This is a genomic window from Rhodanobacter sp. sgz306013 (assembly GCF_057031145.1).
Genome location: NZ_JBXCIJ010000003.1, coordinates 490835 through 516388, shown reverse-complemented (window position 1 = coordinate 516388; position 25554 = coordinate 490835). Strand labels below are relative to the sequence as shown.

The 25554-nt window shown below is 62.2% G+C and carries 26 protein-coding genes and 1 pseudogene; 15 read left to right on the top strand and 12 right to left on the bottom strand.

The window, feature by feature from the left end:
* Positions 1-6: 6 nt before the first annotated feature.
* From AC2EWF_RS11995 to AC2EWF_RS11965, 7 genes are all read right to left on the bottom strand, one after another.
* Entirely contained in the window at positions 7-1068 is a 1062-nt protein-coding gene (locus AC2EWF_RS11995) for a hypothetical protein (RefSeq protein WP_483639593.1), read from the bottom strand.
* A complete protein-coding gene (locus AC2EWF_RS11990) occupies positions 1065-1865 on the bottom strand; it encodes a cupredoxin domain-containing protein (protein ID WP_483639592.1) in 801 nt (266 codons plus the stop codon). Before AC2EWF_RS11990 ends, AC2EWF_RS11995 begins: the two co-directional genes overlap by 4 nt.
* 262 nt (positions 1866-2127) lie before the next feature.
* Positions 2128-2628 (bottom strand): group I truncated hemoglobin, encoded by a 501-nt coding sequence (locus AC2EWF_RS11985; protein ID WP_483639591.1) that lies wholly within the window; start codon positions 2626-2628, stop codon positions 2128-2130.
* Positions 2629-2655: 27 nt separating this feature from the next.
* Positions 2656-3564, bottom strand: coding sequence for a DUF3034 family protein (locus AC2EWF_RS11980; RefSeq protein ID WP_483639590.1), 909 nt, complete (start codon positions 3562-3564; stop codon positions 2656-2658).
* Positions 3565-3652: 88 nt separating this feature from the next.
* Positions 3653-4042, bottom strand: coding sequence for a COG4315 family predicted lipoprotein (locus AC2EWF_RS11975; RefSeq protein ID WP_483639589.1), 390 nt, complete (start codon positions 4040-4042; stop codon positions 3653-3655).
* Positions 4043-4255: 213 nt separating this feature from the next.
* On the bottom strand, positions 4256-5062 hold the full coding sequence (locus AC2EWF_RS11970; RefSeq protein WP_483639588.1) for an anti-sigma factor: 807 nt from the start codon (positions 5060-5062) through the stop codon (positions 4256-4258).
* Complete coding sequence (locus AC2EWF_RS11965) at positions 5059-5619, bottom strand: sigma-70 family RNA polymerase sigma factor (RefSeq protein ID WP_483639587.1); 561 nt, start codon at positions 5617-5619, stop codon at positions 5059-5061. The genes AC2EWF_RS11970 and AC2EWF_RS11965 overlap by 4 nt, the downstream gene beginning before the upstream one ends.
* A gap of 265 nt (positions 5620-5884) precedes the next feature.
* On the opposite strand from AC2EWF_RS11965, the gene AC2EWF_RS11960 reads away from it, so the two are divergent.
* Positions 5885-6406 (top strand): fasciclin domain-containing protein, encoded by a 522-nt coding sequence (locus tag AC2EWF_RS11960; protein ID WP_483639809.1) that lies wholly within the window; start codon positions 5885-5887, stop codon positions 6404-6406.
* A 335-nt stretch (positions 6407-6741) separates the two neighbouring features.
* Here AC2EWF_RS11960 and AC2EWF_RS11955 read toward each other — a convergent pair whose 3' ends face one another.
* A complete protein-coding gene (locus tag AC2EWF_RS11955) occupies positions 6742-6954 on the bottom strand; it encodes a DUF6988 family protein (protein WP_483639586.1) in 213 nt (70 codons plus the stop codon).
* On the opposite strand from AC2EWF_RS11955, the gene AC2EWF_RS11950 reads away from it, so the two are divergent.
* The 13 genes from AC2EWF_RS11950 to AC2EWF_RS11890 all read left to right on the top strand — a co-directional run bounded on the left by AC2EWF_RS11950 (position 6895) and on the right by AC2EWF_RS11890 (position 19302).
* Positions 6895-7575: a BLUF domain-containing protein gene (locus AC2EWF_RS11950; RefSeq protein ID WP_483639585.1), complete on the top strand. Its 681-nt coding sequence runs from the start codon at positions 6895-6897 to the stop codon at positions 7573-7575. The genes AC2EWF_RS11955 and AC2EWF_RS11950 overlap by 60 nt on opposite strands.
* A 121-nt stretch (positions 7576-7696) precedes the next feature.
* Positions 7697-8620: a helix-turn-helix transcriptional regulator gene (locus AC2EWF_RS11945; protein WP_483639584.1), complete on the top strand. Its 924-nt coding sequence runs from the start codon at positions 7697-7699 to the stop codon at positions 8618-8620.
* A gap of 89 nt (positions 8621-8709) precedes the next feature.
* The gene (locus AC2EWF_RS11940; RefSeq protein WP_483639583.1) at positions 8710-9288 is read left to right on the top strand and encodes a flavodoxin family protein; all 579 of its coding nucleotides are present in this window, start codon (positions 8710-8712) and stop codon (positions 9286-9288) included.
* Between the two features lie 84 nt (positions 9289-9372).
* Positions 9373-10266 carry an MBL fold metallo-hydrolase gene (locus AC2EWF_RS11935; protein WP_483639582.1) on the top strand — a complete coding sequence of 298 codons (894 nt, stop codon included), beginning with the start codon at positions 9373-9375 and terminating at the stop codon, positions 10264-10266.
* A gap of 41 nt (positions 10267-10307) precedes the next feature.
* Positions 10308-10865 carry an ester cyclase gene (locus AC2EWF_RS11930; protein ID WP_483639581.1) on the top strand — a complete coding sequence of 186 codons (558 nt, stop codon included), beginning with the start codon at positions 10308-10310 and terminating at the stop codon, positions 10863-10865.
* A gap of 314 nt (positions 10866-11179) precedes the next feature.
* Positions 11180-11596 (top strand): MarR family winged helix-turn-helix transcriptional regulator, encoded by a 417-nt coding sequence (locus AC2EWF_RS11925; protein WP_483639580.1) that lies wholly within the window; start codon positions 11180-11182, stop codon positions 11594-11596.
* 138 nt (positions 11597-11734) lie between these two features.
* Positions 11735-13015 carry an SMP-30/gluconolactonase/LRE family protein gene (locus tag AC2EWF_RS11920; RefSeq protein ID WP_483639579.1) on the top strand — a complete coding sequence of 427 codons (1281 nt, stop codon included), beginning with the start codon at positions 11735-11737 and terminating at the stop codon, positions 13013-13015.
* 64 nt (positions 13016-13079) lie between these two features.
* Positions 13080-13514, top strand: a complete 435-nt coding sequence (locus AC2EWF_RS11915) for a hypothetical protein (protein WP_483639578.1) — start codon at positions 13080-13082, stop codon at positions 13512-13514.
* A 141-nt stretch (positions 13515-13655) separates the two neighbouring features.
* The gene (locus AC2EWF_RS11910) at positions 13656-16064 is read left to right on the top strand and encodes a DEAD/DEAH box helicase (RefSeq protein WP_483639577.1); all 2409 of its coding nucleotides are present in this window, start codon (positions 13656-13658) and stop codon (positions 16062-16064) included.
* 119 nt (positions 16065-16183) lie between these two features.
* Entirely contained in the window at positions 16184-16882 is a 699-nt protein-coding gene (locus AC2EWF_RS11905) for a ribonuclease H-like domain-containing protein (RefSeq protein ID WP_483639576.1), read from the top strand.
* A gap of 340 nt (positions 16883-17222) precedes the next feature.
* Positions 17223-18185 (top strand): hypothetical protein, encoded by a 963-nt coding sequence (locus tag AC2EWF_RS11900; RefSeq protein WP_483639575.1) that lies wholly within the window; start codon positions 17223-17225, stop codon positions 18183-18185.
* A 158-nt stretch (positions 18186-18343) separates the two neighbouring features.
* Positions 18344-18682, top strand: a complete 339-nt coding sequence (locus AC2EWF_RS11895; RefSeq protein WP_483639574.1) for a hypothetical protein — start codon at positions 18344-18346, stop codon at positions 18680-18682.
* Positions 18679-19302 carry a hypothetical protein gene (locus AC2EWF_RS11890; protein WP_483639573.1) on the top strand — a complete coding sequence of 208 codons (624 nt, stop codon included), beginning with the start codon at positions 18679-18681 and terminating at the stop codon, positions 19300-19302. The genes AC2EWF_RS11895 and AC2EWF_RS11890 overlap by 4 nt, the downstream gene beginning before the upstream one ends.
* Before the next feature lie 175 nt (positions 19303-19477).
* Here the strand turns inward: AC2EWF_RS11890 and AC2EWF_RS11885 are convergent.
* Positions 19478-20014, bottom strand: a pseudogene (locus AC2EWF_RS11885) (ABC transporter permease); the annotation flags it as partial.
* A 42-nt stretch (positions 20015-20056) separates the two neighbouring features.
* A complete protein-coding gene (locus AC2EWF_RS11880; protein ID WP_483639572.1) occupies positions 20057-21235 on the bottom strand; it encodes a hypothetical protein in 1179 nt (392 codons plus the stop codon).
* A 942-nt stretch (positions 21236-22177) separates the two neighbouring features.
* Between AC2EWF_RS11880 and AC2EWF_RS11875 the strand changes: the two genes are divergently transcribed.
* Positions 22178-23557 carry a DUF3987 domain-containing protein gene (locus tag AC2EWF_RS11875; RefSeq protein ID WP_483639571.1) on the top strand — a complete coding sequence of 460 codons (1380 nt, stop codon included), beginning with the start codon at positions 22178-22180 and terminating at the stop codon, positions 23555-23557.
* A gap of 108 nt (positions 23558-23665) precedes the next feature.
* Here AC2EWF_RS11875 and AC2EWF_RS11870 read toward each other — a convergent pair whose 3' ends face one another.
* Together AC2EWF_RS11870 and AC2EWF_RS11865 are read right to left on the bottom strand one after the other, a co-directional pair.
* The gene (locus tag AC2EWF_RS11870) at positions 23666-24559 is read right to left on the bottom strand and encodes a recombination directionality factor (protein ID WP_483639570.1); all 894 of its coding nucleotides are present in this window, start codon (positions 24557-24559) and stop codon (positions 23666-23668) included.
* Positions 24553-25551, bottom strand: a complete 999-nt coding sequence (locus AC2EWF_RS11865; protein WP_483639569.1) for a YqaJ viral recombinase family nuclease — start codon at positions 25549-25551, stop codon at positions 24553-24555. The genes AC2EWF_RS11870 and AC2EWF_RS11865 overlap by 7 nt, the downstream gene beginning before the upstream one ends.
* Positions 25552-25554 lie beyond the last annotated feature (3 nt).

The window sequence follows — 25554 nt, the reverse complement described above, 5'->3', positions numbered from 1 at the left end:
ACCGCTCTACGAAGAACGATGCTGATGGATCAGCCGGTTGAGACAGTCGCGCAACTGGCGCACCAAAGCACTCCCACCGGTCCGCAGTGTCATGTGACCATCGCCGGCCGCGGCCCGATCGACGATGTACAGCATGCGTTCCAGCGGCAACCAGGTGCGCCACCACAGCCAGACAATGCCGAGCGCGGCCAGCAGGCCCAGGCAAGCCACGCCCGACAGCAGCGGCACCGCTGCGCGGGGAACCGTGCGCGGCGCGCCGCCGGCCGAGGGCAACAGCAGCCAGGCGGCTCGGCCGTTGGAGACGGGTACGGCAAGCCCGCAGGCCACCGGCCAACCTACGACGCGTAGCGCCTTCGGGGCGCCACTGGCGGATAGCGCGGCACCCCACAAGTGGGTCAATTCGGTCGAAGATGGCGGCTCCACGCCGCTAAAGACCAGCGGGATAGTCGGGCTGGACGTGCTCAGCAAAGCGAGATCCACGCCAGTCGTGTCGTGCACCTCATTCGCGAAATCTGCTCCAACGCGACGGGCCGCCACAACCAGGCCTTGCAAGCTGCGACCGCGCAACAACGGAGCTATCGCCACGCGCAGCAGGCGATCGTTGTCCAGCCAGTATCCCTGTACCGGTTGCTGGCTGGCGATGGCCCTGCGCACCAGCGGATCTTTGGCGATATCGGCGGCGGAGCGTGTCAGTAGGCCGGACATGCCGGCGGGTTTCCCGACAGGATCAAGCACCAAAGCGACGTCGTAGCCGTGGCGGCGCTCGTTCAACTGATCGATGATGGAAGCGCTGTCGATGGCCCCGCCTAGTTGAGGATTGGGCATCAGCGATTGCGCCACGTAGTCGACGAAGGCGGGATCGTTGGCGAGGGCTTGCGAGCGCAGCGCGAGGTTGTCCATGTCCATCCGCTCCAGCGTCGCCAGCAGTTTGCCGCCGGTGGCGACGTTGTGGCGGTCGCCGGCCAGCGCTTGTTGGCGCGACAGATGGATGGTGCCGACGGCTGCAACCACAGCGCCGGCCAGCACCAGCAGCAGGCCCAGCGCAAGGGAACGGTAGGCCGCGCTCACGGGCCGGGCTCCGGATTGATGTCCGCGACGATCGCGGGTTTGCTGATCACCACGCGTTCCTGCAAGCCGCCCAGTGGCGCGGTCACCGATCGCTTCTGCAGTTCGCCGCGCGGGTTCCACACATACAGCGTACCGGGGCCCGGTGGCAGAGCATGCAGGCTGAAATTGCCATCGGCGCTTGCGGTCGTGCGGTAAGGACTGGGCACCACCAGCAGATCCAGCTCCATCGAACGATGCACGTTGCAGCTGATCAGCATCAGGCCGGCACCGTCGAAGCGATGCATGGCGGTCTGGCCTGCGGCCTGTAGGCCGAGGTCGAACGCTGCGCCGGGCGTCACCGAGAACACGTTGTGGCGGATCTGATCCAGATTCACGAACTTCACCGTGCTGCCTAGCGGCACGGCCATGGCTTCCGGCTTGAAGTCGCGATTGACGGTGTAGACCGTGTATGTACCGGCTGGGGCCTTGGGCTTGCCCGAGGCGGGCACGAAATAGATCAAGGTGTTGGTCAAGTCGCTGGCCGAGACGGTCTGTCCGTGCTTGCCGACGAGTTCGATTCGTCCGGCTAGGTCGGCAGAGGCTGGGCCGCCTCCGGATCGGGTCGCGTCGCCGCGTTGCGACGGATGCGACAAGCGGACGCTAGGCATTGGCGGCGGGACCGGCACGGATTGCGCCGCTGGGTCGATCGCAGTCGCCGGTGCGGGCGAGACGAGCGCGGCGACCTCTGGCGACGACGACGGCGCAGCTGGTGCGCGCGTCGATACGACCGGCTGCGCGGGTTCGATCTGGACAGACATGGCCGCCGTGCCAGCGACGGATGCAGCCGATGAAGGCGCCATCGTCGGCGCGGGCGTAGCGGGCGCATTTGGCCTGGGTGCCGGGTTGCAGGCGCACAAGCCGAGTGCAGACAACAGAACCAGTCGTTTATCCAGCATGACAGCCCCCTGTGGCTGTTGTGAACGATGGGCTTGCGCCGTTTCGGGCGCCGCCTTTTTATGGAGAGTGAAACGGCACGAACGCCGCGGTTGGCTGGCGACGTTCGCGTGGAGGATCACTACCTCATGGCTTGGTGATGATCTGCCGGTGCATCGGTGCGAGTTTGGCCAGCAGCTTGTTCTGGGCGCGGAACGGGATGTCGTGCTTGTTCATGGCCTTTTGCAGGTCTTCCACCAGCGCGTTGAAGTCGGCGCGGTCGACGTTCATGCCGCGATGCGCCGCGGTCATGTCCTTGCCGGTGTAGGTGCACGGGCCGTCCAGGATCACGCAGAACTGGTCCACCAGCTCGGCCTTGATGTGCTCGCGGTCGGCGTTCTGGAAGAAGGGGCGTGTGACCGGATCGGCCATCAGGTTGTCCATGAAATCGTTCATCAGCGCGACCAGGCCGGGCCTGCCGCCGAATTGTTCAAATACCGGCTTGAGTGCGGGGTCGCGCGGCGCGGCAGGGTAGGCGTCACCGCTGGCGCCGGAACCGGCCGGCTGCATGGCGGTTTGCGCCGAAACGGTGGTACCGGCGAGAAGGCCGGCTGCAAGCAGCAGGATGCAAGGCAGAGTCTTGTACATGGTCGAAATCCTCATGGCGTGATCGGGTCAGAAGCCCACCTGCACGGACGCATACAGGCCGTGCTGGTTGTCCTTGATGACGACGTTGCCGAGGTTGGCGTAGGCCAGCGTCAGCGAGACGTGCTTGGTCGGCGCCCAGGCGACGAAGGCGTCGTACCAGTCGTCCTCTTTGGCGATGCCAAGGTTGTTCGGTTTCTGGCGGTACTCCGCGCCGATGGCCCAATGGCGGCTGAGCAGGTAGGCGATCGAGCCTTCGAACTCGGCCTGGTAGCTGTCGTGCTTGTCGCCGCCGAAGCCGAGGATGCCGATCTGGTTGGCCTTGGTGAAGCGCAGCGTGGCATCCAGCAGCAGGCTCTGCGACAGGAACAGCTTGGTCGCGCTGATGTAGTAGTCGGTGCCGTGGTCGCTCTTGGCGCCGATCGCGTGCAGGATCGCGCCCTGGTTGTTGCTCTTGTATTGCGCACCCACCGACACCTGCGGCACCCAGCTGTCCTGGTCGAGCACGGCATCGCCGAACAACCGCACCTTCACGCCAATGACGTTTTGTTTGAAGGTGAAACCGCGACCCAGGCCCAGCGCAGCGCCCACGTCTTCGGTGTTGAAACGCTGCTGCGCCACCGAAAACTCGACGCGGTTGTCGATACCGAACATCGCGCCGGCATCGTCGAGGTGGTAGTCCTGCACGTTGACCCGGGTGTAGAAGGCGTTGGCGCCGAACTGCCCTTGGGTTCCGTAGCTGCCGATGAGCGCCCAAGGGGTCAGGCCACCGCCGGCGGAGCCTTCGACCTGCGACACGCCACCGGTGAGCAGCAGCTTGCCACTGACGTTGTCGGCCGGATCGCCGCCGTCGGCGGCCGCTGCCTGCAGCGAAACCAGCCCGCCCGCCAGCGCCAAGGCGCCGACCAGCAGCATCTTTTGCCTGCAAAATTTGTGCATTGCCGCGTTCTCCCTCTTCGGCGCACCACTTGCGCCCTGCAGGCAGATACGGAGCAAGTACGCCGAAGGATGCACGGCGAGATGTTCCTCAATGCATCCGCACCACGTGCCAGTTGCCGTTCACCCCGTCGCCCAGCGCGGTGCCAGGCGCGGTATCGCCGGCGTAGCGGTAGAGTGGGTGCCCTCGGTAGCTCCACTGCAGGCTGTGGTCGCTGCGCGAAACCAGGCCGAATCCGCCCTCCGCCTTGGCGCCCGCCGCCGCGAGATATGGCGGCCACAACGTGGCGCAGGCCCCGTCGCATTGGCTATGACCGCTGTCGCCGTCCGGATCGTAGGTGTACAGCGTCATGCCGCGGCTGCCGACCAGCCGCTGCTGGGCATCTGCCGCTGGCGGTGCTTGCGTTTGCGCGGCGGCGATGGAGGTGTGCAGGCACAGCATGTACAGCAGGACCGAAGCGGTCCGGATCGAAGCCTTCATCGCCTGTCTCCCGTTCGACGCAGGCCCGTGCCTGCCGAGCCTGATACGGGGGCCGGAGGCGCGCGGATGCGGCACTGGCCAGTCTGCGAGCGAAGCGGCGGCTTCGCCCTACCGACAACCGGGATGGAGTCGACGCCACGGTCCCTGCGTGCCGTGGATTCATCCGAATGAGAGAACCGCGATCCGCGCGCCGAGTCAGCGCGCGGGTCGGGCTCAACTGCTGCTGCGCACGTTCTCGTCCGGCCGGTTCAGCAGGGTCACTGGCTGTCCGCGTGCGGCGTCGGGCGAGGCGCCAATGCTGCCCTTGGCGATCACCGGACCGGTGGGTTGGCCAGTGGGCGAGCCGCCCGGTGGTTCCACCGAGACCGCCAGCGCAGCACTAGGGCCGAGCTTGGCCAGCAGCGTGGGATCGAGTATCAGCGTGGTCGGCGCGCTGCCGCCGATCATACCCACCGCGATGGGTTTCTGGCCCGCGGGGATCAGCCAGAGCTCCGGCGCGTGCCCCGCCGCGATGGCCTGCGGCTTGGCGGGCACCACGACCATGCGGCTATGACCGACATCCACCGTAGCCGTCCAACCAACCTGGCCGTCGGTCTGGGTAATGGTTGAAGCCATGTAGACGGCCGCGGGAGCCACCGGTCGCCGCGCAGGCAGCAACAGCAGCACCAGGCAGGCGGCGGCCAGCACGCTGGTGCCCAGCCCCAGCCAATGCCAGAAGCGCAGATTTTCCCATAGGCCCGGCTTCCGGGTCGCTGCATTACCGGACCGTTCGACACGCGACGGCGTGTCCAGTCCGAGCTGGCTGTGGATGCGGTGCCAGACGTAGGCCGGCGGCTCCCTGGATGCGATTTCCTCGCCCAGCGGCAACAACCGACGTTGCCACAGCACCACGGTGGTGGCGACGGCATCGCTCGCCATCATCTCGCGCTCGACCTCGGCCCGCGCGTCGGCACCCAGCACGCCGAGGACATATTCCGCGTAGCGCAAATGGGTGTTGCCGTCGTCGATCGGTGTGTTCATGTGTCGAGGCACGTGCGAAGTTGCAGCAAGCTACGGCGGATCCAGCTTTTCATGGTTCCCAGCGGCACCTTGCAGCGCGCCGCTAGCTCGTTATACGTAACTCCCGAGAAAAAGGCTTCACGCACTGAACGACGCTGCTGCGGATCCAGCTGCTCTAGGCAGTCGCGCAGACGGCGATATTCCTGGCTGTTCTCAGCGCCGACAGCCGGGCCGGGATCATCGTCCACCAAGTCGTCCAGCAGTGCGGGATCATCCAGTGGCTGCTCGCGGCGCTGGCGCAGCCGGTCGATCGCCTTGTTGCGCACCAGCGTGATGAGCCAGGTGATCGCGCTGGCCTTGGACGCATCGAACATCGCCGCGCGATGCCACACCGCAATCCAGGCTTCCTGCAGTACCTCTTCGGCTTCGCCCCGCTCCCGCAGCATGCGCAGGCACACGCCGTACAGGCGCGAGGAGCTGCGCCGGTAGAGTTCGGCGAACGCCGCCTGGTCGCCTGCAGCGGTCTGCGACAACAGGCGATCCAGCGCCTCCTGCTCGGTGGTGCGGTTTGCGGGCATGGGCGAATGTCCGGTATCGGGAAATCAAGTTCTGCATGCCATCAATCTTACCCAGCGAGCGGGGCGCGGTGATGCCATGCGTTTGATGCAGACATCCCATCATGCCCGAGGGATGCATCCGTGTCAGGTCCCGCTACGTAAGTGGAGGTGCTTGCGCAATTCGCAGCATCACCCGGACAGGAGAGATGACATGAAATATGGCTATACCGTACGCGCATTGAAATGCGGACTGTGGCTGGCGTTGGTCGCCGGCGCTACACCATCTATGGCCCAGATGTCGGGCAGCATGAGCCCAGCGGGTTCCGAGCAGACCGTGATGGTGGGTGGGGCCGCCATGTACCCCTCGCGCAACATCGTCCAGAACGCCATCAATTCGAAGGACCACACCACGTTGGTCGCCGCGGTCAAGGCAGCCGGCCTGGTGAATACGCTGGAAGGCCCGGGTCCGTTCACCGTGTTCGCACCCACCAACGAAGCGTTCGATGCGCTTCCGGCCGGCACTGTGACGAATCTTCTCAAGCCCGAGAACAAGGCCGCGCTGACCAAGATCCTCACCTATCACGTGGTGTCCGGCCGGCTGGATGCGAAGGCACTTGATGCCAAGATCGTGGCTGGCGGAGGTCAGGCCAAACTGAAAACAGTGGAAGGTGACTCGCTGACGATCAAAGGTAGCGGCACGCATCTGACTGTCACGGATAGCAAGGGCAACGTTGCCGACGTCACCATCCCCGACGTCTATCAGTCGAACGGTGTGATCATGGTGGTCGACAAGGTGTTGATGCCCTGAGTCCCCTCGGGTTGCGACCCCTCCCGTCGCAACTCCTTGTCCCGGCCACATCCATGGCCGGGACGTTTTTTTGACTGGGAATCACAGTGCGCCGCCATGTGATTTGATTGAAATGGTGCCAAGCCCCGCGATGTGGAGTGTTTCCGAATCATAAACAGGCAAGTTGGTCGATGATCGCCATCAGAGGTGTTTCGGCCGGCGCGCCCCTACCGGTCGACAGCTTGTAGTGCTTGCTGCATGTTCGCGTGGTCGCCATACCCCCGATAACGCTCCCTAATCGCCCCACCCTGCGTCCGCCTCCGGCGGAGGCTGTGTGAAAACGAATCTGTCGGTGGTTACATCAACATTGCATGCAGCCGCATCGGGGCGACGTCACCCGCAATGTAGCGGTCGATTTGCTCTTTCGAAGCTCCACGTAGCAACCACAGCCCTCGGATCAGTGCCTCAAAACAAAGGCGAAGCAGCGCTGGCGCCAGACCAAGCCGGCCGTGTGGATCAACGACAGGATCGCATCCCGGCCCTCGGCCCGCGCAGACGGCTGCATCCAAACCGCTGCAGCGTGCGTAGAACGCTCGTTTACGCAGCCGCCTGCCGAGGTTTCGATGTCGCTCTGGCAACGTATTGTCTACATCAGCAAAGCCACTTTCGCCAACGCCGACCGTGCATCCGCGATCGAGCCGCAGATCGGCCGCATCCTGATGCAGTCGCGCCGCAACAATCCCGCACGCGGACTAGTCGGGGCGCTGTACTACGGCGACGGGCATTTCTTCCAGGTGCTCGAGGGCGAGGTTGCCGCGATCGACGCTCTACTCGACACGCTGCACAAGGACCCGCGCCACGACGAACTGACCGTGCTCTCGCGCGTGTGCATCGAGCGACCGAGCTTCAGCGGATGGTCGATGAAATACGTGGCCGCGGCAGACGAGGTGAGGCACCTGCTGGCCTCATTCGGCCATCGCCGGTTCGATCCCTATGGCTTCGACGATGCGCAGGTCTCGTCCATGGTCGCGCTGCTGCAGCACCGCCCCTCGGTGCCCGGATCACCCGCGGAAGCCCCCTCACGGCAGGATCGCGACGATATCGCGCGTCTCGCCCGTCGGGCGCTGGCGGTCAGCGCGGGGGCACTGCTGCTCGCGCTGCTGGCGATCGTGCTGGCATGGCGACGCTAGCACGGGTGTTGTCGTTCCTGTCCGAGATCATACGTGGAAGTCGGGACTGAACCGTGGACACCGGCCCGCCGCGTCAGCGGGCGTACTTTCCAACCTAGTACTGGATACCGGGATCCCTTGCATGAGCAAGCCGAGTGCAACGCCGCTGCAGATGCTTACTTACGTGCCCAGCTCGGCGAGCGCGGTGGCGATCGAGGTGCAGGGCCTGACCCAGAACCGCCACATGAAGCGCATGGAGCCCCATGCGCACATGTTCTTCGAAGTGGTACTAGTGAAGTCCGGTCGAGGCAGACACGTGGTCGATGGACTCGACCACGAGGCCGAGCCCGGGATGGTTTTTGTGCTCCCGCCGGGGTCGGTGCACGACATGCGTGCAATGGAGGACGCAGATGGGTGGTCCATCCTGTTTGAGGCCGACGGCATCGACGCGAGCCTCTCTCTGGGATTGACTCCCATCAGCGCGCTGCCACGCGGCTTCATGTTCGACCTCTTCCGACTGCCCGTGCTTCAAATGACACGCCCCATCCGGCTTGGCTCCACAGAGCTGGCGTCGGTCGGGGCACGAGTCGACCAGCTCCGGCAGGAGTTGAAATCACGGCACCCCGGATACGAGCACGCGGCGCGCGCCACTCTGCAACTTCTGTTGATCGATCTGACGCGGCTTGCTCCGTGGCTGCAGGGCCAGACGGACACATCCGCGGCGCCGGCGGACCTCGTCTCGCGCGCATTCACCGACATTGACCACCATTTTCGGGAGGCATCTGCGTTGACCCTGGCGGCCTCCCGACTTGGATATTCCGTGGGTCACCTGACGACGCGACTTCGACAGCTGACCGGTCGGACCTATGGGGAGTGGGTCATCGAGCGTCGTATGATCGAATCGCGGCGACTGCTCAGCGCCACGGATCTGGGCATCGGCGAGATCGCCCAGGCGCTCGGCTATGCCGAGGTGGAATCTTTTATCCGCCGATTTCGCGCCCGCCACGGACTCACTCCGTCTGCCTGGCGTGAGAGCGCTCGCATGGCACACCGCATGACATCGTAAATGCAGACAGTTCCGGGATAAGTGCCGACCTGTCCACACCCTCGTGCTACCGCCACGATGGATCTCGCACTCAACGCGGGACACCATCCATGAAAAAGATATGTACGGTCTACTTCAGCGGCTACGGGCATACGGCACGCCAGGCGGCCGCGGTGATCAAGGGACTGGTATCGGTCCACGAGGTCGAGGCCTCAGAGATCGTCATCGACGCCGAAGGCCACGTACAGGACGACGCCTGGGCTCAGCTCGCAGCAGCCGATGCGATCGTCTTCGGGTGCCCGACCTACATGGGTAACATTCCCTGGCAGTTCAAGCGCTTCGCGGACGACAGTAGCAAGCCCTGGTTCGCGCGCCACTGGCGGGACAAGTTTGCTGCGGGCTTCACCAACTCCGGATCCATGAACGGTGACAAGCATTCGACCCTGAGCTATCTGTTCACCCTGGCCATGCAGCACGCCATGTTGTGGGTGGGCTCGGATCTGATGCCCGCAAACACGCTCGCCGCGCAACGCGACGATGTGAACTACCTCGGTGCCTTTGCCGGTGCCATGGCGCAATCGCCGGTCGATGCTCCGCTTGAGAACGCTCCGGGAGCAGGCGACCTGAATACCGCACGCCTGTTCGGCGAGCGGGTCGCCCGCATCACCTCACGCCTGATGCCGGCCTGACTCCCGTCCCGTCATCGCTGTACCCGACCTGTTCCCACCTCAGCGGCACCACGTCCGCACGTAGCCCCTACCCAGGAGAAAGGCATGCGCAAGTCACTGCACGTTGCGATCTTCGCCCTGATCGGCCTGATGGTCGCCACGGCCCAGGCGGCAACCCTCGAGGAAAGCGGACTTCACCTGACGGTGTACAACCCGGGGGCGAAGTCGCTATTCCCCGTGTCGTCGGAGATCGTGACCGGACCACATCACGCCATCCTGATCGATGCGCAGTTCCAGCGCGATGACGCCGAAAAGCTCGTGGACGAAATTCGCGCCACAGGCAAGACGCTGACCACGATCTACATCAGCCACAGCGACCCCGACTACTACTTCGGGCTCGGCGTTATCCACAAGGCATTCCCTGCCGCGCGCATCGTCGCGACGGCGCCGACCATCGAGGCGATGTCGTACCTCATGGCGGGCAAGAAGGCCTACTGGGGGCCGATCCTGAAGGCGAATGCGCCAGATCAACTGATCCTTCCCCAGGTGCTAAAAGGGGACCGCCTGTTGGTGGACGGGTATCCGCTGTTGATCGAGGGACTGGATGGCCCTACCCCGGAGCGTTCGTTCGTCTGGATTCCCGAGCTTAGGACAGTGGTAGGTGGCTCGGTGGTATTCAGCGGGACGCACGTGTGGGTTGCCGACACGCAGACGCCAGCGTCGCGAGCGCACTGGCAGGACACTCTCGGACGCATCGAGAGCCTGCATCCGGTCAGGGTGGTGCCTGGTCACTATCTGGGCAACGCACCGGACGGCCTGCGCGCGGTCGACTTCACGGCCCGATACCTCGAAGTCTTCAACGAAAGACTGGCCCGCGCACCTGACGCGGCCGACCTCATCGAGTCAATGAAAAAGGCCTACCCCGACTTTGACAGCACGTCCTCCTGGCTCGAACTGGGTGCCCACGTCGTGATGGGTGATACCCGTTGGCCCAAGTGAGCCCGATACCTGTCCCCACCTTCCAACACCGAGGCATCTGAATGAAAACGCAGATTTCGATCATGGCGCAGCTCGTCGTTCTGGGCACGCTGGCCACTGGATCAACGCAGGCTATGGCCGCCTCCACCGGGCCAGGACACGCCAATGGATCGGTCATCTCGCACCGCGATAGCGTGGCCTCGCACATCGCCACCTTCGATGAGCTCGACTTCGACGTGTTCACGCACCAGAAGTGGGATCGCCTCGGGGAGAGCCATGCGCAAGACATCGTCGTTCACTGGCCGGATGGTCACGTCACCCACGGCATCGAGCAGCACATCAAGGACTTGAAGTCGATGTTCGTCTACGCGCCCGACACCCGTATCAGCGCCCACCCAGTGAAGTTCGGCCAGGGCCCGTGGACGTCGGTGATCGGGGTGCTCCAAGGCACATTCACCCGCCCCATGCCGGTCGGGAACGGCAAGTTCATCCAGCCGACCGGCCGCGCGTTCAAGCTCGAAATGGTCACTATCGGTCACTGGAAGGGGTCGACCATGGACGAGGAATACCTGTTCTGGGATAACGCCACCTTCATGAAGCAGTTGGGGATCGCACCCTGAGTTTGAAGGGCAGTCCTTCTCGAACGTTCGCGGATTGCCGGTTGAACACCTATGGCCTGGGACTGATGAAGAGGTGGGGCGCCGGAAAGGGCCCCATATCGTCGGCCGGTGACGGCCCGAAGTGCACCGTCCCGTGGGCGGCCTCGCCTTGCGCGACGCCCGATCATTGCTGTCGCAGAGAGGAATCACCAGATCCGGTAGCACTCGGCGTCCCCCGTCAGCAGGACCACCAAGGACAACACCATGCCACCGGGGGAATGGCGTACTCACCGCATGCCCTTGACCTTGGTCAACATACGTAGCAAGCTAACTAAATGAGCCATCCTACTTTGGATTTCAAGCGCGCCTACCTCGCCATGCGCCGCGCCCTTGAGCAAACCATCAAGCCGTTCGACTTTTCCGTCGCGCAATTTGATGTGCTGCAGCTCCTGATGCACGAGGATGGCCTCGAACATCGCGAATTGCAGCAACGGCTGGCCATCGCCTCGCCGACGCTGAGCAAGATCCTCGATCGGATGGAGCGCGACGGGCACCTGCAACGTAAATCGGATCCCACCGACGGACGCGTCAAGCGCATCTACCTAGGCTCTCACGCGCGTACGCTTTGCTCGTCGGAAGCGTTCTGCGATGCCGGGGACCGGTTGGTTGAAAGCATGTTCCGCGGCTTTACGGAACAGGAACGCCAAACCTTCACGCACCTCCTCCGCCGCATCGAAAAGAACCTGGAGTAATCGCGCGCTTCCATCCCGCAAGGGATGCAAGCCTTTGTTTTTGTTCATTTAGTTAGCTAGCTACCGAAATAGAGCAACACCCAACGTGCCCCGCTTTCTGCGCCGGCTCGACGCATCGAACAACCACGGAGACAACCCATGAACCGCATCACTCCCTTCCTGCAAGGCCTCGTCGCACTCGCATTCATCGTGCTCACGTTCGCACTCGTTGCGCGTCCAGGCGCCATGCACTGTGTCCTGTTGCCTTTTGCATCCCATGGCTTGGGAAACACCCTACGCATCGGGGCCAGCGCGCTGGCCGCTGTGGCCATGCTGGTCTCGGTACGGGTACCGTTTCTCGCCTTCTTCGCCGGCGTGTTCGCCGGGCTTACCGCCATCGTTCTTGGCACCCAAGCCGCGCTGCATGACGCCATGATCGACCTGCCCATCGCGGCGGGCCTCACCCTGGGATCGGCTGCCATCGCCGCCTTGCAGCCTCTCGGATTGCGCGTCCTCGGCTTGCCAAAGGCAGCGGATCTTCCGTACGAGCCCGTCGCCGAGGCATGGGTCGTGAAGACCTACGGCGAGGGCGTCTGGTTCGAGAGCGTACGCGCGGGCGTAGACGGAACCCTCTACCTGGCGGCAAACATCGGCCTTGATTTCAACCGCAGCGACTACTACCGCGGCGCCCACGGCGAAGTGATCGCTCGCCGCCCGGATGGTTCGGAGCAGGTGCTGTTCAAGACACCTAAGGGATCCGCCGCCGGTGTATTCGCCGTCACCGACGATGGCGTGCTTTATATGACCAGTCACGGAGCGACATCGGGCATTTGGCGTATCACCCCGGACGGACAGGGCACGCTGTGGGCGCGCCTGCCTCGCGGCGCTTGGCCCAACGGGCTGGATTTCGGACCCGACGGCTGGCTCTATTCACCGGACAGCTCATTGGGGCTGGTGTGGCGGATCGATCCGGCAAGCGGCAAAGCCGAGGTCGCGGTCGAGCATCCGTCGCTGCGCGCCCGGCGGTTCATCGCCCTGGCCCCAGGTGCCAATGGCCTGCATTTCATCGGCCACGACCTCATCGTCACCGTATCCGACAGTACCGAGGTACTTCGCTTCCGCATGGACGCAACCGGACGCTTCGCGGCGCCCGAGATACTGGCGACCGGCATCCCGGGCGATGATTTCGCCATCGGAACGGATGGATCTTTGTTTGTTACGACCCACCCCTACAACACGCTGGTACGCATCGCGCCCGATGGACGCCGCTCGATCATTGCCGACGCACGCCAGCAGATCGTCGGCGCCACCGACGCCACTTTCGGGCGGACCGAGAAGGATCGTGACGTCCTCTACGTCGCCACCGACGGTGGAGCCTTCAATGGCGGACCCCGAACCCGTGGCCAACTGGTGGCTGTAAAGCCTTATCCCTCGCGGTAGAACTCCTCGCGTCCGGCAGGACCTGCCGGGCGCTCTCTCGTTTCAAGGCAAAGTGGACAAATCCATGCACAAGCAACATCAACGTGACATGCGTCGATTTCTCGAATCCACTGCGGACCTGCAGCGTTCAAAGATCGGATCGGCGGCGTTCTACACCCTGGATCGGATCGACCAGAAAACGGGCACCCTCTTGACCCATGTCTCGATCATGCTGGGGATGACGGCACTGGTGTACACCCAGCTCACCACCGGCCAGGCCGTCCGGTGGGCGTTCGAGATAGAGCTCCTAGTCTATTTGACGATCACGCTCGGCTGTCTGTACACCATCGTCATGACCAAGCCTCGGGGTTTGCAGATCGACCCCGCCGTGGCGATGGAAGAAGGACTCAACCGAGTCTTCCGGCGGCTGGCGGTTTATCGCACCTGTCTTTTCGCAACGCTGATCAACACGCTTCTCTTCATGGCGACGTTCATCGCCGAATCCCATCCTCGCCTTTGATGAGCTGCGTCGGAAGGCAGCCGCCACGATCGGGGCCGGAAACAACGTCGAATCCCGGCTGGCCGCCCACCACGGGGCGCCATCTCACCTGATGAGATGGCGCCGCGATTCACTGCGCTCCCGACTTGCCGAGACCGCTGCATGAATGCCCTCCCCGACCGCTACGCAACCGACGACCTGGTGCTGCGCCGCTCCGGCGATGGCTTCACGCTGGTCCAGCGGCTGACCCAACGCTATGCGACCTGCATCACCGGGGCATTCAAGGTGCCCGGCCAGGAAGGCGCCTTTGCACCGTTGCCCGACGACTTGCCACCTGCGCTGGCAAAGGCCCTGCGCTCGCGCGGCATCGCAGAGCTCTACAGCCATCAGGCACAGGCCTGGGCTGCGGCGCAGTCGGGGGAGCATGTGGCTATCGTCACCCCTACCGCGTCCGGTAAGTCGCTCTGCTACACCCTACCGGTGATCACCGCGGCGATGACCCAGCATGCCAAGGCGTTGTACCTCTTTCCGACCAAGGCGCTGGCGCAGGACCAAGTGGCCGAACTGCTGGAGCTCAACCAGGCCGGCGCGCTGGGGGTGAAGGCTTTCACCTTCGATGGCGATACGCCGGGCGATGCGCGCCAGGCGATCCGGCTTCACGGGGACATCGTGGTGAGCAACCCGGACATGCTGCACCAGGCGATCCTGCCGCATCAAACCAAATGGGCGCAGTTCTTCGAAAACCTGCGCTATGTCGTGATCGACGAGGTGCACACCTACCGAGGGGTGTTCGGCTCACATGTCGCCAACGTGATCCGCCGACTGAAACGCGTGTGCGCGTTCTACGGCGTGACGCCGCAATTCATCCTGTGCTCGGCGACCATCGGAAATCCGAAGGAACACGCCGAAGCGCTGATCGAAGATGCGGTCACCGCGATCACCGAGAGCGGCGCGCCCACCGGCGACAAGCACGTTCTTTTGTGGAATCCCCCCGTGGTCAACCCGGACCTAGGGCTGCGCGCCTCGGCGCGCTCGCAAACCAATCGCATCGCACGGCTAGCGATCAAGTCGGGTCTCAAGACGCTGGTCTTCGCCCAGTCGCGCACCATGGTCGAGGTGCTGACCAAGTACCTAAAGGACGTGTTCGACAGCGATCCACGCAAGCCCGCGCGGATCCGTGCCTACCGCGGTGGCTACCTGCCCAAGGAGCGGCGCGCCGCGGAGCGTGAGATGCGCGCCGGCGCCGTCGACGGCATCGTCAGCACCTCCGCGCTGGAGCTCGGCGTGGACATCGGTAGCCTCGATGCGGTGGTGCTGAACGGCTATCCCGGCTCCGTCGCCGCGACCTGGCAGCGCTTCGGCCGTGCCGGTCGCCGGCAGCAACCCGCGCTCGGGGTGCTGGTGGCCAACTCCGATCCGCTCGACCAGTATCTGGTGCGGCACCCGGAGTTCTTCCAGGGGGCGCCACCGGAGCATGCCCGCATCCAGCCGAACCAGCCGCTGATCCTGCTGGACCACATTCGCTGTGCCGCCTTCGAGTTGCCGTTCGTCGGCGATGAGCTCTTCGGCACCGAAGTCGCTACGCCCTGGCTCGACGTGCTGGGCGAGGAAGGCGTGCTCCATCGCGAAGGCGATCGCTGGGAGTGGATCGCCGACAGCTACCCGGCCATTGCCGTGTCGCTGCGTTCCGTCGCCGGCGGCAACTTCGTGGTGATCGATCGCACCAACGGTCGCCAGACGATCATCGCCGAAGTCGACTACACCGCCGCTCCGATGACGCTCTATGAAGGCGCCATCCACATGATCCAGTCTATGCCCTACCAGGTGGAGCGGCTGGATTGGGAAGGCCGCAAGGCCTACGTCACGCGCACCCACGTCGACTACTACACCGATGCGATCGACTACACCAAGCTCAAGGTACTCGACAGCTTCGCGAACTCCCGGGCTGGCTGCGGGGAGGTGCACCACGGCGAGGTGCACGTCGTGCGGCGCGTACCGGGCTATAAGAAGATCCGCTTCTACTCGCACGAGAACATCGGCTACGGGCCGGTGAACCTGCCCGACCAGGAGCTGCATACCACCGCGGTGTGGTGGCAGCTGCCACAGGTGGTGTTGGACGCGGCCTTCGAACTGCGCCAGCAGGCGCTCGATGGATTCCTGGGTGCAGCGTATGCGCTGCACATCGTCGCCACGGTGGCCGTGATGGCCGAGGCGCGTGACCTGCAGAAGGCCGTGGGCAGCGGCGACGGTGCCTGGTTCGTGAGTACCGACACGAGCGGACGGGGCCAGATTCGCGGCACCGACGGGCAACCGGCGGGCCTGGCCGCGGAGGCGCCGTTCACGCCGACGGTCTACCTCTACGATGCCTTTCCGGGCGGGATAGGTCAGAGCGAGCCGCTGTTCCAGCGGCACGAGGATCTGGTGGCGCAATCGATCACCTTGATCGAGCGCTGCGCATGCATGGGCGGATGTCCCGGCTGCGTGGGACCGATACTCGCGGCGGATGAAACGGCGGACACGACCCCGAAGGCGCTGGCCTTGCGGGTGCTGGCACTGCTGGTGGCCCTGTGAGCGCACTGGCTGCTCGGCTGCGACAACTGCGTACGCAGTCCGGTCAGGCATCGCAGGTACCTCCGCCCAAACCTGCGCTTTCGCAGGACGTACTCCAACTGATCCGCCGGCGTACGCGCATGCAGGACGCGCCCAAGGGAAGCGCAACAAGTGACCGGTTCGTGCCGGGGACCGAAATTGCCCCCGGGCTGTTCCTCACGGAGGCGATCATGGACTGGGGATGCCCTGAGCCTCTGATCGATACCACCTTTGCGCGCTGGACGGAGCCGGTAGCCCATCGACGGCTGCTGCACTTTGATACCGAGACGACCGGCCTCGCCGGGGGCACCGGTACGCGCGCCTGGATGATCGGTGCGGCGGACTGGCAGCCCGATGGGCGCTTCCGCGTGCGTCAGCTGACGATCACCACTACAGCCGCCGAAGTCGCCATGCTGCGCTTGTTCACGACGTGGTTGCAGCCGGACACCGTGCTCGTGAGCTACAACGGCAAGTGCTACGACGCGCCGTTGTTGGCCACGCGCTATCGGCTGGCCCGGATGGCGAATCCACTTTCCGGGCTGGGACACCTGGACCTGCTCCATCCCGTGCGCCGCCATTGGAAGAATGTGTGGCAGAACTGCCGCCTGGCCACCGCCGAGCGTGAGCTGCTGGGGGTGATAAGGGAGGACGATTTGCCGGGCTCAGAAGCGCCCGCTGCCTGGCTGAGCTATCTGCGGGGCGGCTCAGCTCTGAACCTACGACGTGTCTTGGCCCACAACCATCAAGACGTGAAAAGCCTAGCGGGGATGCTGCTCCGCCTGGCTCGAGTACCTCCATGACGCATCGAGACTCCCCAACGCCGCGCTACGACACTTTCGAGCTCAAGCTGGTCCGAGCACAGGACCCTCTGGGCAAATCAAGACATTGAATGTAAAGCTTTTAGCCAACCACAGACAGGCGTTTATACCCATGCCTGTACCCATGTTGCGACGGCAGGATCGGGCTCAGAGCCCTTGCGCGCACCACGCGCGTCAGCGCTGATCGGGCGAACAGCGGCACAACCCTCGTCATTTCGTACCATGTTGAAGTGGAACCCTGCGAGGTGGCGCGAGCGATTCATGCGCCTCCAACGTTATACGCGCACATGCCTCGTGCGCACCCGATCAAAGTGAGCCCTAAATGACTGACTTGTTTGCCGATCCCGACTCTCACACAAAACGACGTGCAGCTGAACAGCCGGTGGTGCCAACCACTTACGGCAAAACGTTGCGTGATCTTGGCAAGTACGAGAGCGCCGATCTTCCTAATCTCGATAGGCTCCTAGACCGAACCCTCAACGACATCGAACATGCTCATAACTGTCGCGAGCGAAGCTCTCGGAGTTTCGACACTCTCTGGGACAAGGTATGTGAAAATCTGATAGTAAAGAGGAATGCTACTTCATTCGAGAACTGGAAGAACGCATCACTTGCAAAAAATAGCGAAAAAAAGGAAGAGCTTGGAAAAAAGGTTAGTGCGCTTTGGGCCAAACGATTCTTACCTGATCGCCAAGAAGATCCTGCACTAAGAAAAGCAGACGGCGATGCCTATGAGGCCGCGAAACGGGAGTATGCCAATTTTGAAACGAAGGCTAGGGTGACCACGGACGACATCCTCGAGGTTGCGATCGCCTACTGGATTGAGGCAAGGAATGCTCGGAAAGACAACGATGACCTACGGTGTTTACACGCATTGATCGAATGCTGGACAAATATCGGTAAGACGCGCTCAGCCAAGACGGAAAGTGAAGCGAAGAGCGACGCGGGTGCGAAGCAAGGCAAACAGGTAAGGGATGCTATTGCCGCCATAGCAACAAAAGAACTCCACGCTCTCAACTTGACCTCAAGGATGGCGGATCCGATTTACCTCTTGGGCACCGTGGTGTCAAAAATGCAGAGCGACCCTCTGCATGCACAGGTGTTGAGGGCATACGACGCGCAGGCAATCGCAAGCAAAAAAGTGACGGACAGTGCAAACGATCGAATCGTGGCCACGCTGATGAAGTGGGCGACCGCCAAGAAGCCAAGCTACCCAGATCTCGTTACAGCCTACAAACAGGCGCTGTATCAAGCGAACCAAGCCAAAGTCAAAGCAAAAACGTAAGCGCTTGTCAAGCCAACAGCTGGCCGCCGGGCTCCAAGGCGGCCTGCACCTCGAGAAAATCCTCCGTGCAGCAGCGCAATTCTGCGTAGCTGTCCAACGGAGAAAATACCGATGTCACATGTTCATACGTTCGTCTTCGCTGGGCGGAGCTTTGCCCCATGAATGCCCCGGAGAAGGATTCGCCCACTTCGGGGGCGCCGTCACCGTTTTTGTCGTTTGGAGATCAGTCCGAGGAGGAGCAGATCGCTCAGCTCATCAAGCTTTTCAGCCTCCCTCCTGTGCTGAGCAAGTCCAAGGCCATCTGGGCGACTGGCGACAACCCCACCGCGTTTTACGCGAGGCAGGATCCCAAGAGCCCTGACTTTGATCCTTCCTACCCCGAGCAGATTGGTGGCCGACGCTCTGGCAAAGCGCCGAGGAACTACTGGACGGTGGATATCCTGCGATGGAAAGTTCGCATCGCCAGCCGAACCAGCCGCGGAGATCAGGGCCAATGAACACTCCCATTCAGAGCGCCACGATCCGCGCGCAAGTTTCTGGCTCCGCTCCCGAGCCGGAGATCATGAACGGTAAAACGGCAATGCTAACCAGCTCGGAGGCCAGCCGGGACACGGCGCTCATGATGCAGGTGGAGGAGCGGTCTCGCATGGACCCTCATGGCCTCCGTGATGGCGCGCCGCTGGCCTTTGCTTTGTATGCGGTCGCTATTGAATGCTATCCAAGGCTGTTGAATGGGACTCTGGACAAGGCGACGCTACTTCAACGCTTGCGGAGGCGGGTCCCCAACTCCGCGTTCCAGATCGATTACGTTGCCAGGCAAGCACTCAAGTTTATCAACCCACGTGGACATGGTGCCAACAGTGCACGATTCAGCCATGAGACGCTGGGCTGGTTTCGGCAGGCGTATCCCGAAGACGCCCATTTGACCGCTGGTTTGAGCTTGCTCCTCTGCGCAGCGAAATGGTGGGCCTCCGAACAGGGGCACCGATCAATCCAACCTCGCATGAATCCACTGACCACTTCCCATCTTGACAGGAAGCTCAAGGATTTCGGATTTCTGCTAGGAGAGCGTCAAGCGATCTGTCGAATGCTACGGCGCCCCTCGAGCCATCGGTAATTTCCGGTGGCACAGAACAGCCTCAATCCAGCCGCCCGCGATCGCGGGCGGTTTTTTTTCGCCGATAGATCGTGATAACCAATTCATAGTCAGCTTGATGTCCATTGAGACCCCGATAACACAGACTAATCATCCTTCATCGAGATCAACGCGCCCACCGGATTTTGCGCCAGACTCAACTGCCCCTCGTTGCCACTACCGGCGGCACCGCTGCGGCACGGAGCGCCGGCCCCAGCACAGCGAGCTGACCGATCAGCCAGAGCGCGATCGCACCTGCTGGAAAGTAGGTCGGTGGCAGGCGGGGCAACTCGTAATACTGCATCAGAAGAAGATTCATGCCGTAAGCCAGCGCCATTCCCAGCGCGATGCCGATAGTCGCCAGCATGAAGTTCTCGGTCTGGAAATAGTGCAGGATGTCGCTGCGGGTGGCGCCAAGTGCGCGCCGCACACCGATGGTGCGACGGCGCTGCCCTACCCAGAAGCTGGCCAGTCCCGCGATACCCAACGCGGTGATGACGAGCATGGCCACGATGACGCCCACCAGCATGCTTGCCATGGCACGGTCGTTCTCGAAGAACGACCGGCGCACTTCGCCATAGGTGCGCTGTTCAAGCACGATGCGGTTGGGGTCCAGACGCTTGAGCGCGGTCAACGCGGCTTTCAGGATGTGCTTGCGGTCCCCTGCCCGGACTCGGATCACGTAGCTTCCACCTTCCGTGGCGGTCATGCGTATCGGATCTCGCTCATACTCAAACTACAACCCCATCGAGCCAGCCTCGCCTTGCTCGCCGAGCAGGATGCGTTCGGCAAGCGAAACATCGTTTGCAAACTTCCGAGGTGCCCCACGCCGCTTGGTGCCTTCCGGCTGCTTTGGAGCCTGGCCCTTACGCATGTTCTTGCCGAAGGACTTCGGAAGAAGAAAATGACCATCGGTCTTGGTGAGGTACCGGATCGCATCGCGGACGCCACGCAGCATGGCTTCATCCATATAGTGGACGTGACCTATCGCGTTGAAGCGATACTCGTCCTTGCGCAGATAGCAGTTGAACCCCGAAGCAAACTCCGGAGATCCAACGCACTCGTGGATCCAGTACATCCTGAGCAACTCAGTCAGCTTGTACGACTGGAAATGCTTGTCTCCATCGACTATTGCCATCAAATGCAGATGAACGCCTCGGTCGTAAGCGTGCTCTCGCTTGATGATGTAGCCAAGGACATCGCGGATGATGCGTCCTTCCCGGAAATTGCGGATGAACTTCTCCACCGCCTGCTCGATCCTACCCTCCTCCGCAGCCTTCTTCGCCTCGGCTTCGACATAAAGATCCACGCGCAGCACCAGCGGACGCGCATGCGCACGTAGGATCGACAAGAAGTATTCGCAACAGGACTCGAAGTTGTCCCGTTCCTGGCGCTCCAGTTGCTCGATCAGCCGTCGAAACTTGATAGAAGTGCATACGTGCCTGATGACGCGCACCAAATGCGCCAACATCCGCCGCGGGTAGGCCTCACCGATCAGCAGCTCGGAGCTCGTGTTGGTGAAAAAGCGCAGTCTGGGTTCCCACTTGCGGGCCAAGCGCATTCCAACGGCAAGGTAGGGATGCATGTCACGTTCGCGGCCCCATGCCTTCGGCGCTCGACTGACACCTCGAATAGCGTGCCACAGTAACCGCCCCTCCGGAGAGATAGCGTATCGCGCTGATTCACCAGTGCCCACCTGCGTCCACGGCGGAGCCTTGGACTTGGTAACACGCTTGATGGCGTTCCGCAGGCTATTCAGATAATCCACTGCCACTTTGTTCTCACCTACCTCGTAACCGCACTGGCGATCTCCTTGTTCGTCATACCATTCGCATGGCACCAAGACCCCAGATGAAACAAGATTGTGGAATCGCTCTCCAAGCAATGGAATGACATTCACCATGTAATCATGCATAACGAATAATCCGATCTTAAGTTTTATCGAAAATATGGAATTACTAGTTATTTGGAGTTAAGCAACTCCAATTTGAATCAAGCAAGTCAATGAACAAAAGATCAAACTAGCCTCCTAGATACTTAGACAACGAGATAAAACTAATAAGTAAAGACTACGAACCGGAATTATGGCTGCTCAAATTTTTTCAAATAGATACCCCTGCGCACGTAACGACGCGCCCATACAGTCTTGTTTAAATCGATGGACCCATGTTGAGATAGCACGAAAGATTTCACTTAACCAGACAGAGTAACCCTCCACGGACGCCAGACTTTCCAAGTCACGCTGCGTGGCTATCAATCACCATGAAGCGATAGATTCAACCAGAGCAATGAATACCACGTAGCACCACCACCCATGGACTTTTTATCTTGACTTTGGCACGCAAGATGTGGCGTGTCGCGACGTATAAAGCATTCAAATCAATAACTTGATGTCGGAACAACTACGCTTAAAGTCGCCCCCACCACGCTGCCCTGTGATCCCTTGGCCATGTGAGGCGCCGCCCACGACGCTGGCGAAGTTTTTTCTTTAGATTCAGAAAAAATCACATGCCATCAATGTATTGGGGCAACTAAACACCAAAAAAATTGATGATCGTCTTGGGCCGACACCACGGCACAAGCTCGCCCCAAGGCTTTCGTCCTGACTTTGACCTCGCGCAACCAATTGTTTTATCCAGACTTACTGGGCAGGTATCGTAAATTCGATGCCAAACTGCCATTTTTGGATCGCGGAGAGTTCAAGCCGTCATGGCAAACTCCACGACACGAGACGCAAGGTCCGAAACAACGCATTCGATATGCCCGACTGGCTTGCACGCCGTCCACCCTTTCAATCGCACAGAACACCACGACGCGGCTTCGCGCGTGATGACGACCCGATACATGGAGAAAACAAGTGATCGCTGGTGTAATCAACCCATGGCACACCGTTCTTCAGCGCTTGCCGCCCAGAATCGCATCGGCAATCGTGGAGGTTCAGAATAAGACCGGCGCACCGATTGAGATCGTCATCCTCGTCGCGCTATCGGCGATGTCGACTGCCCTCCATGGCGTTGCAATCCGCACGCCTAATGGTCGCTTGATGCCGTGCACCCTGTATTGCATGGGCATCGGGCCGCCCGTGTGCGCCAAGTCGGCCGCAATGTGGGAGTTCTACAAATCCATTCGAGATTTCGATTCCAATCTTGCCGAGCGACGCGCAACCAACGACGAATGGAGCAGTCACCCGGCCTATCGGGACATCCTGCAGCAGGATGCTACGTGGACTTCCCTACTTGAAGCACTGGATGGTAGGGGCAGCGGCCTGACCATCGCCGACGACGACTGTATTGACTTGCTGAAAAGCGACGTCATGAAGAAGCGCGGCAAGCTCAACCGCTTCTTTGATGGCCCGATGAAAGAGGCACTTACCCGGCGGGACCACGAGCCACTCGTGGCCTATTCCCCTTCGTTCGGGATCTGCTGCTTGACCCAACCGGATATCTACACCGAACACCAAATCGACACTCGCTTATTGGACCGTAAGTCGGGGCTGGCATCCAGGTTCCTTTATGCCCATACCCTGGCAGGTCGAGCGCCGGAACTACCTAACCTGCAGACGCCATGCCTCAACGAGATCCACACCCTGGCCATCTGGTTCCTGGAGCAGCGGTTGCAGCGCCTGCTGGCTGGAAACACCAAACGTGTGGAGTTGTGCTTGTCACCCGAAGCAGAGTCCCGCTGGGCACAGATCAAGCAGAACATCGACGTACGGATGGCAGGTGATTTCCGCTTTGCCCAGGACTCGGCCGGCCGTGCAACAGAGAAAACGTGGCGCATCGCGGCCCTCCTACACTGCTTCCACTCTGTGCCCATCCCCGCCGCGCCTACTGAACCGCTCCCTCCCATATCTCCCATCCCGCCTGAAGCCATCGACGCCGCCTGGAGCGTTGTCGAATGGTCGGTAACGCAGTTCTGCAATGTTTTCCCGCCCCCAGCGCCCAAGCTGCCTAGGCCTTCGCGGGTCAAAGAGCGCCAGCGCGAAGAAGCGCGTGTCGCCAAGGGCCACCTTTACAACCACTTGTGCAGCAGTGGCAGCGACACCATGCCGTGGAGTCTCGCCCAGGAACTTTCCTGGCTGAGCGCGCACAAGTTCAAGACGGTCGTCGCACACATGAAAAGCGGGAAGCAAGTGGAGGAGCTTGGCGGCAAGGACCCAGTCCTTCGCTTTTCGCCTAACTTCTTCGCTGAAATGGGCTACTTGAAATCCGTCACGTGGGAGACATCGTCACCGTAAGTCGCTCCGCCAGGGGATGTACAAATGGCCCCTGGCGGAGTTCTTCTCGCGTGCCGCCATGATTTGGTCAGTCCGCCAGGCCGCTCGTAATCTGGCGCGCCACGATCCCTAGTTTGCCGCCGCCCGCTTCACCTTCGCATCCAGGCGCCCTCGCAAGCCTTCGGTCGACTGTCGAGATTGCGGGATTTCAGCAGTTTCTGTGGGAAAGAATTCCTCCACAACGACCGCCCCGTCCTCGTCCAGCTCCTCGAAGGCTCCGTTCGCGAATCCCTGGCGTGCAGCCTCATCCAGAGCTGCCTGATCGAATCCACTCACCCGACGTTGCTCGTCCAACTCCCGCGCTTGGGTGACGGCTTGCTCCAGCGTCAGGCCCGAACGCACCACGACATCCACGTAGTAGATCGGCGTGCCGTAGCTCATCGTGGTGGACTTGCCCCGCAGCTTCAGCTCCAGCGGCAGGCAGGCCAGTAGGCCGCCCGACACCGCACTGAAATACGCCAGCCGGGCGGCCAGCGTACGGATGGTGTTGTACGAGGTGGTACGCAACACGAAGCTGCCCAGTGCATCGTCATCGCCCTCCCCCACCACCACGTTGAGCCGGGCGTAGGCCTTGCACCCGCCCTGGGCGAACGCGCAGGCATCCGGTCCCGGACACGGCAGGCTGGCCACGCCGTCCTTGCCTGTGCGCCGGCAAGTTTCACCATTGCCCACGCAAACCGGCCGGCCCGTGGCGCGATCGAACAGCGAGTAGTCCGCCCGCAGGTTGAGTTCCGGATCGCTGAAAAGCATCCGCACCGGGATCGACCGCAGCTTCTGGCCTTCCGCTTCCTTGCGCAGCTTCTCGTCCAGCGGATGCAGCAGCCAGCCATCCCTGCCCTGTACCTGGCTGGTCAGGGTGAACTGGTCATCCTTTTCGGGCAGGCGCTTGCCGTTGCGCTCGACCACTCGGCCAATGGAAATCCGCCCGACCACGGGCGGGGTAATCGCCAAGCCTTTCAGCATGTCGCTGTCCTCGTATCGTTGTCGGAAGTCCGCGACAGCACGAACCGGCGCGCGCCGGGGCGAGTCACGGCATACATGGCGGCGACGTCCGGGCACTCGTCAGTCAGTCGCCTCGTATCCAGCAGCGTGCTGTCCTTGGCCCGCTTGAACGTCACCTCGCCGTGCGCGAACACCGCCTTGCTGGCATCGCCCATGGCTTGCTGGATCACCTGCTTGAGCGATTCGGCCTCGTCCTCCATCGCGGCCAATTCCTCCCTGAGCGTCGCCAGTGCGTCGAAGGCACGACCGAGGTCTTCGTCGCCCGTGAAGTCCACACGGGTGTCGTTGCCCCGGTAGAGCTGCCGCAGCGCCTTGGCTGCCGACTCGCTGCCATCCGCGGGCGGCTCGATGTTCTTTTCCACGTATTCCCAGAACCGGGTCTCCAGTACCACCAGGCGGGCGATGATGTCCTCGTCTCGTTCGATGCGGTGAATCTCCAGTTGCTGCCCGCACAGGAGCACCGCCACGTCGGCGGCGGCCTTGCCGGTCACGGCCAGCTGGTGCTGCACCTGCAACTGGACATACTCGGGCACGCCTTCCTTCCACAGCCGCGCGCCGAACTCGCCGGCGGTCTTGCACTCCAGCACTTGCACACCCGGCACACCGACGATTTCGCGGTCGATGTTCGCCAGCATGTACGGGAATGTCGGGTGCTGGAGCACGGCGTTGAGCTTGCGCACCTTGCGTCCGGTGCGTTCCTGGTAGGCCGCCGCCACCATCGGTTCCAGCAGGGTGCCCCAGTAACGCGGGTCGTCCTGACCGGGTCGCACGTCGTTCGGCGGCGTACGACCGGTCTTCTCCATCCACAGTTCCAGCTGGCTCTTGTACGGGCATAGGCCCACCGCGGCGGCGGCATCCGAGCTGCCGATGCCGTTCCGCCGCACGTCCAGCCACTGCCCATAGGGCAGCTTCTTGGTATCCACCAGCCGCACAGCGGCACTTGGCTTGCTCATCGG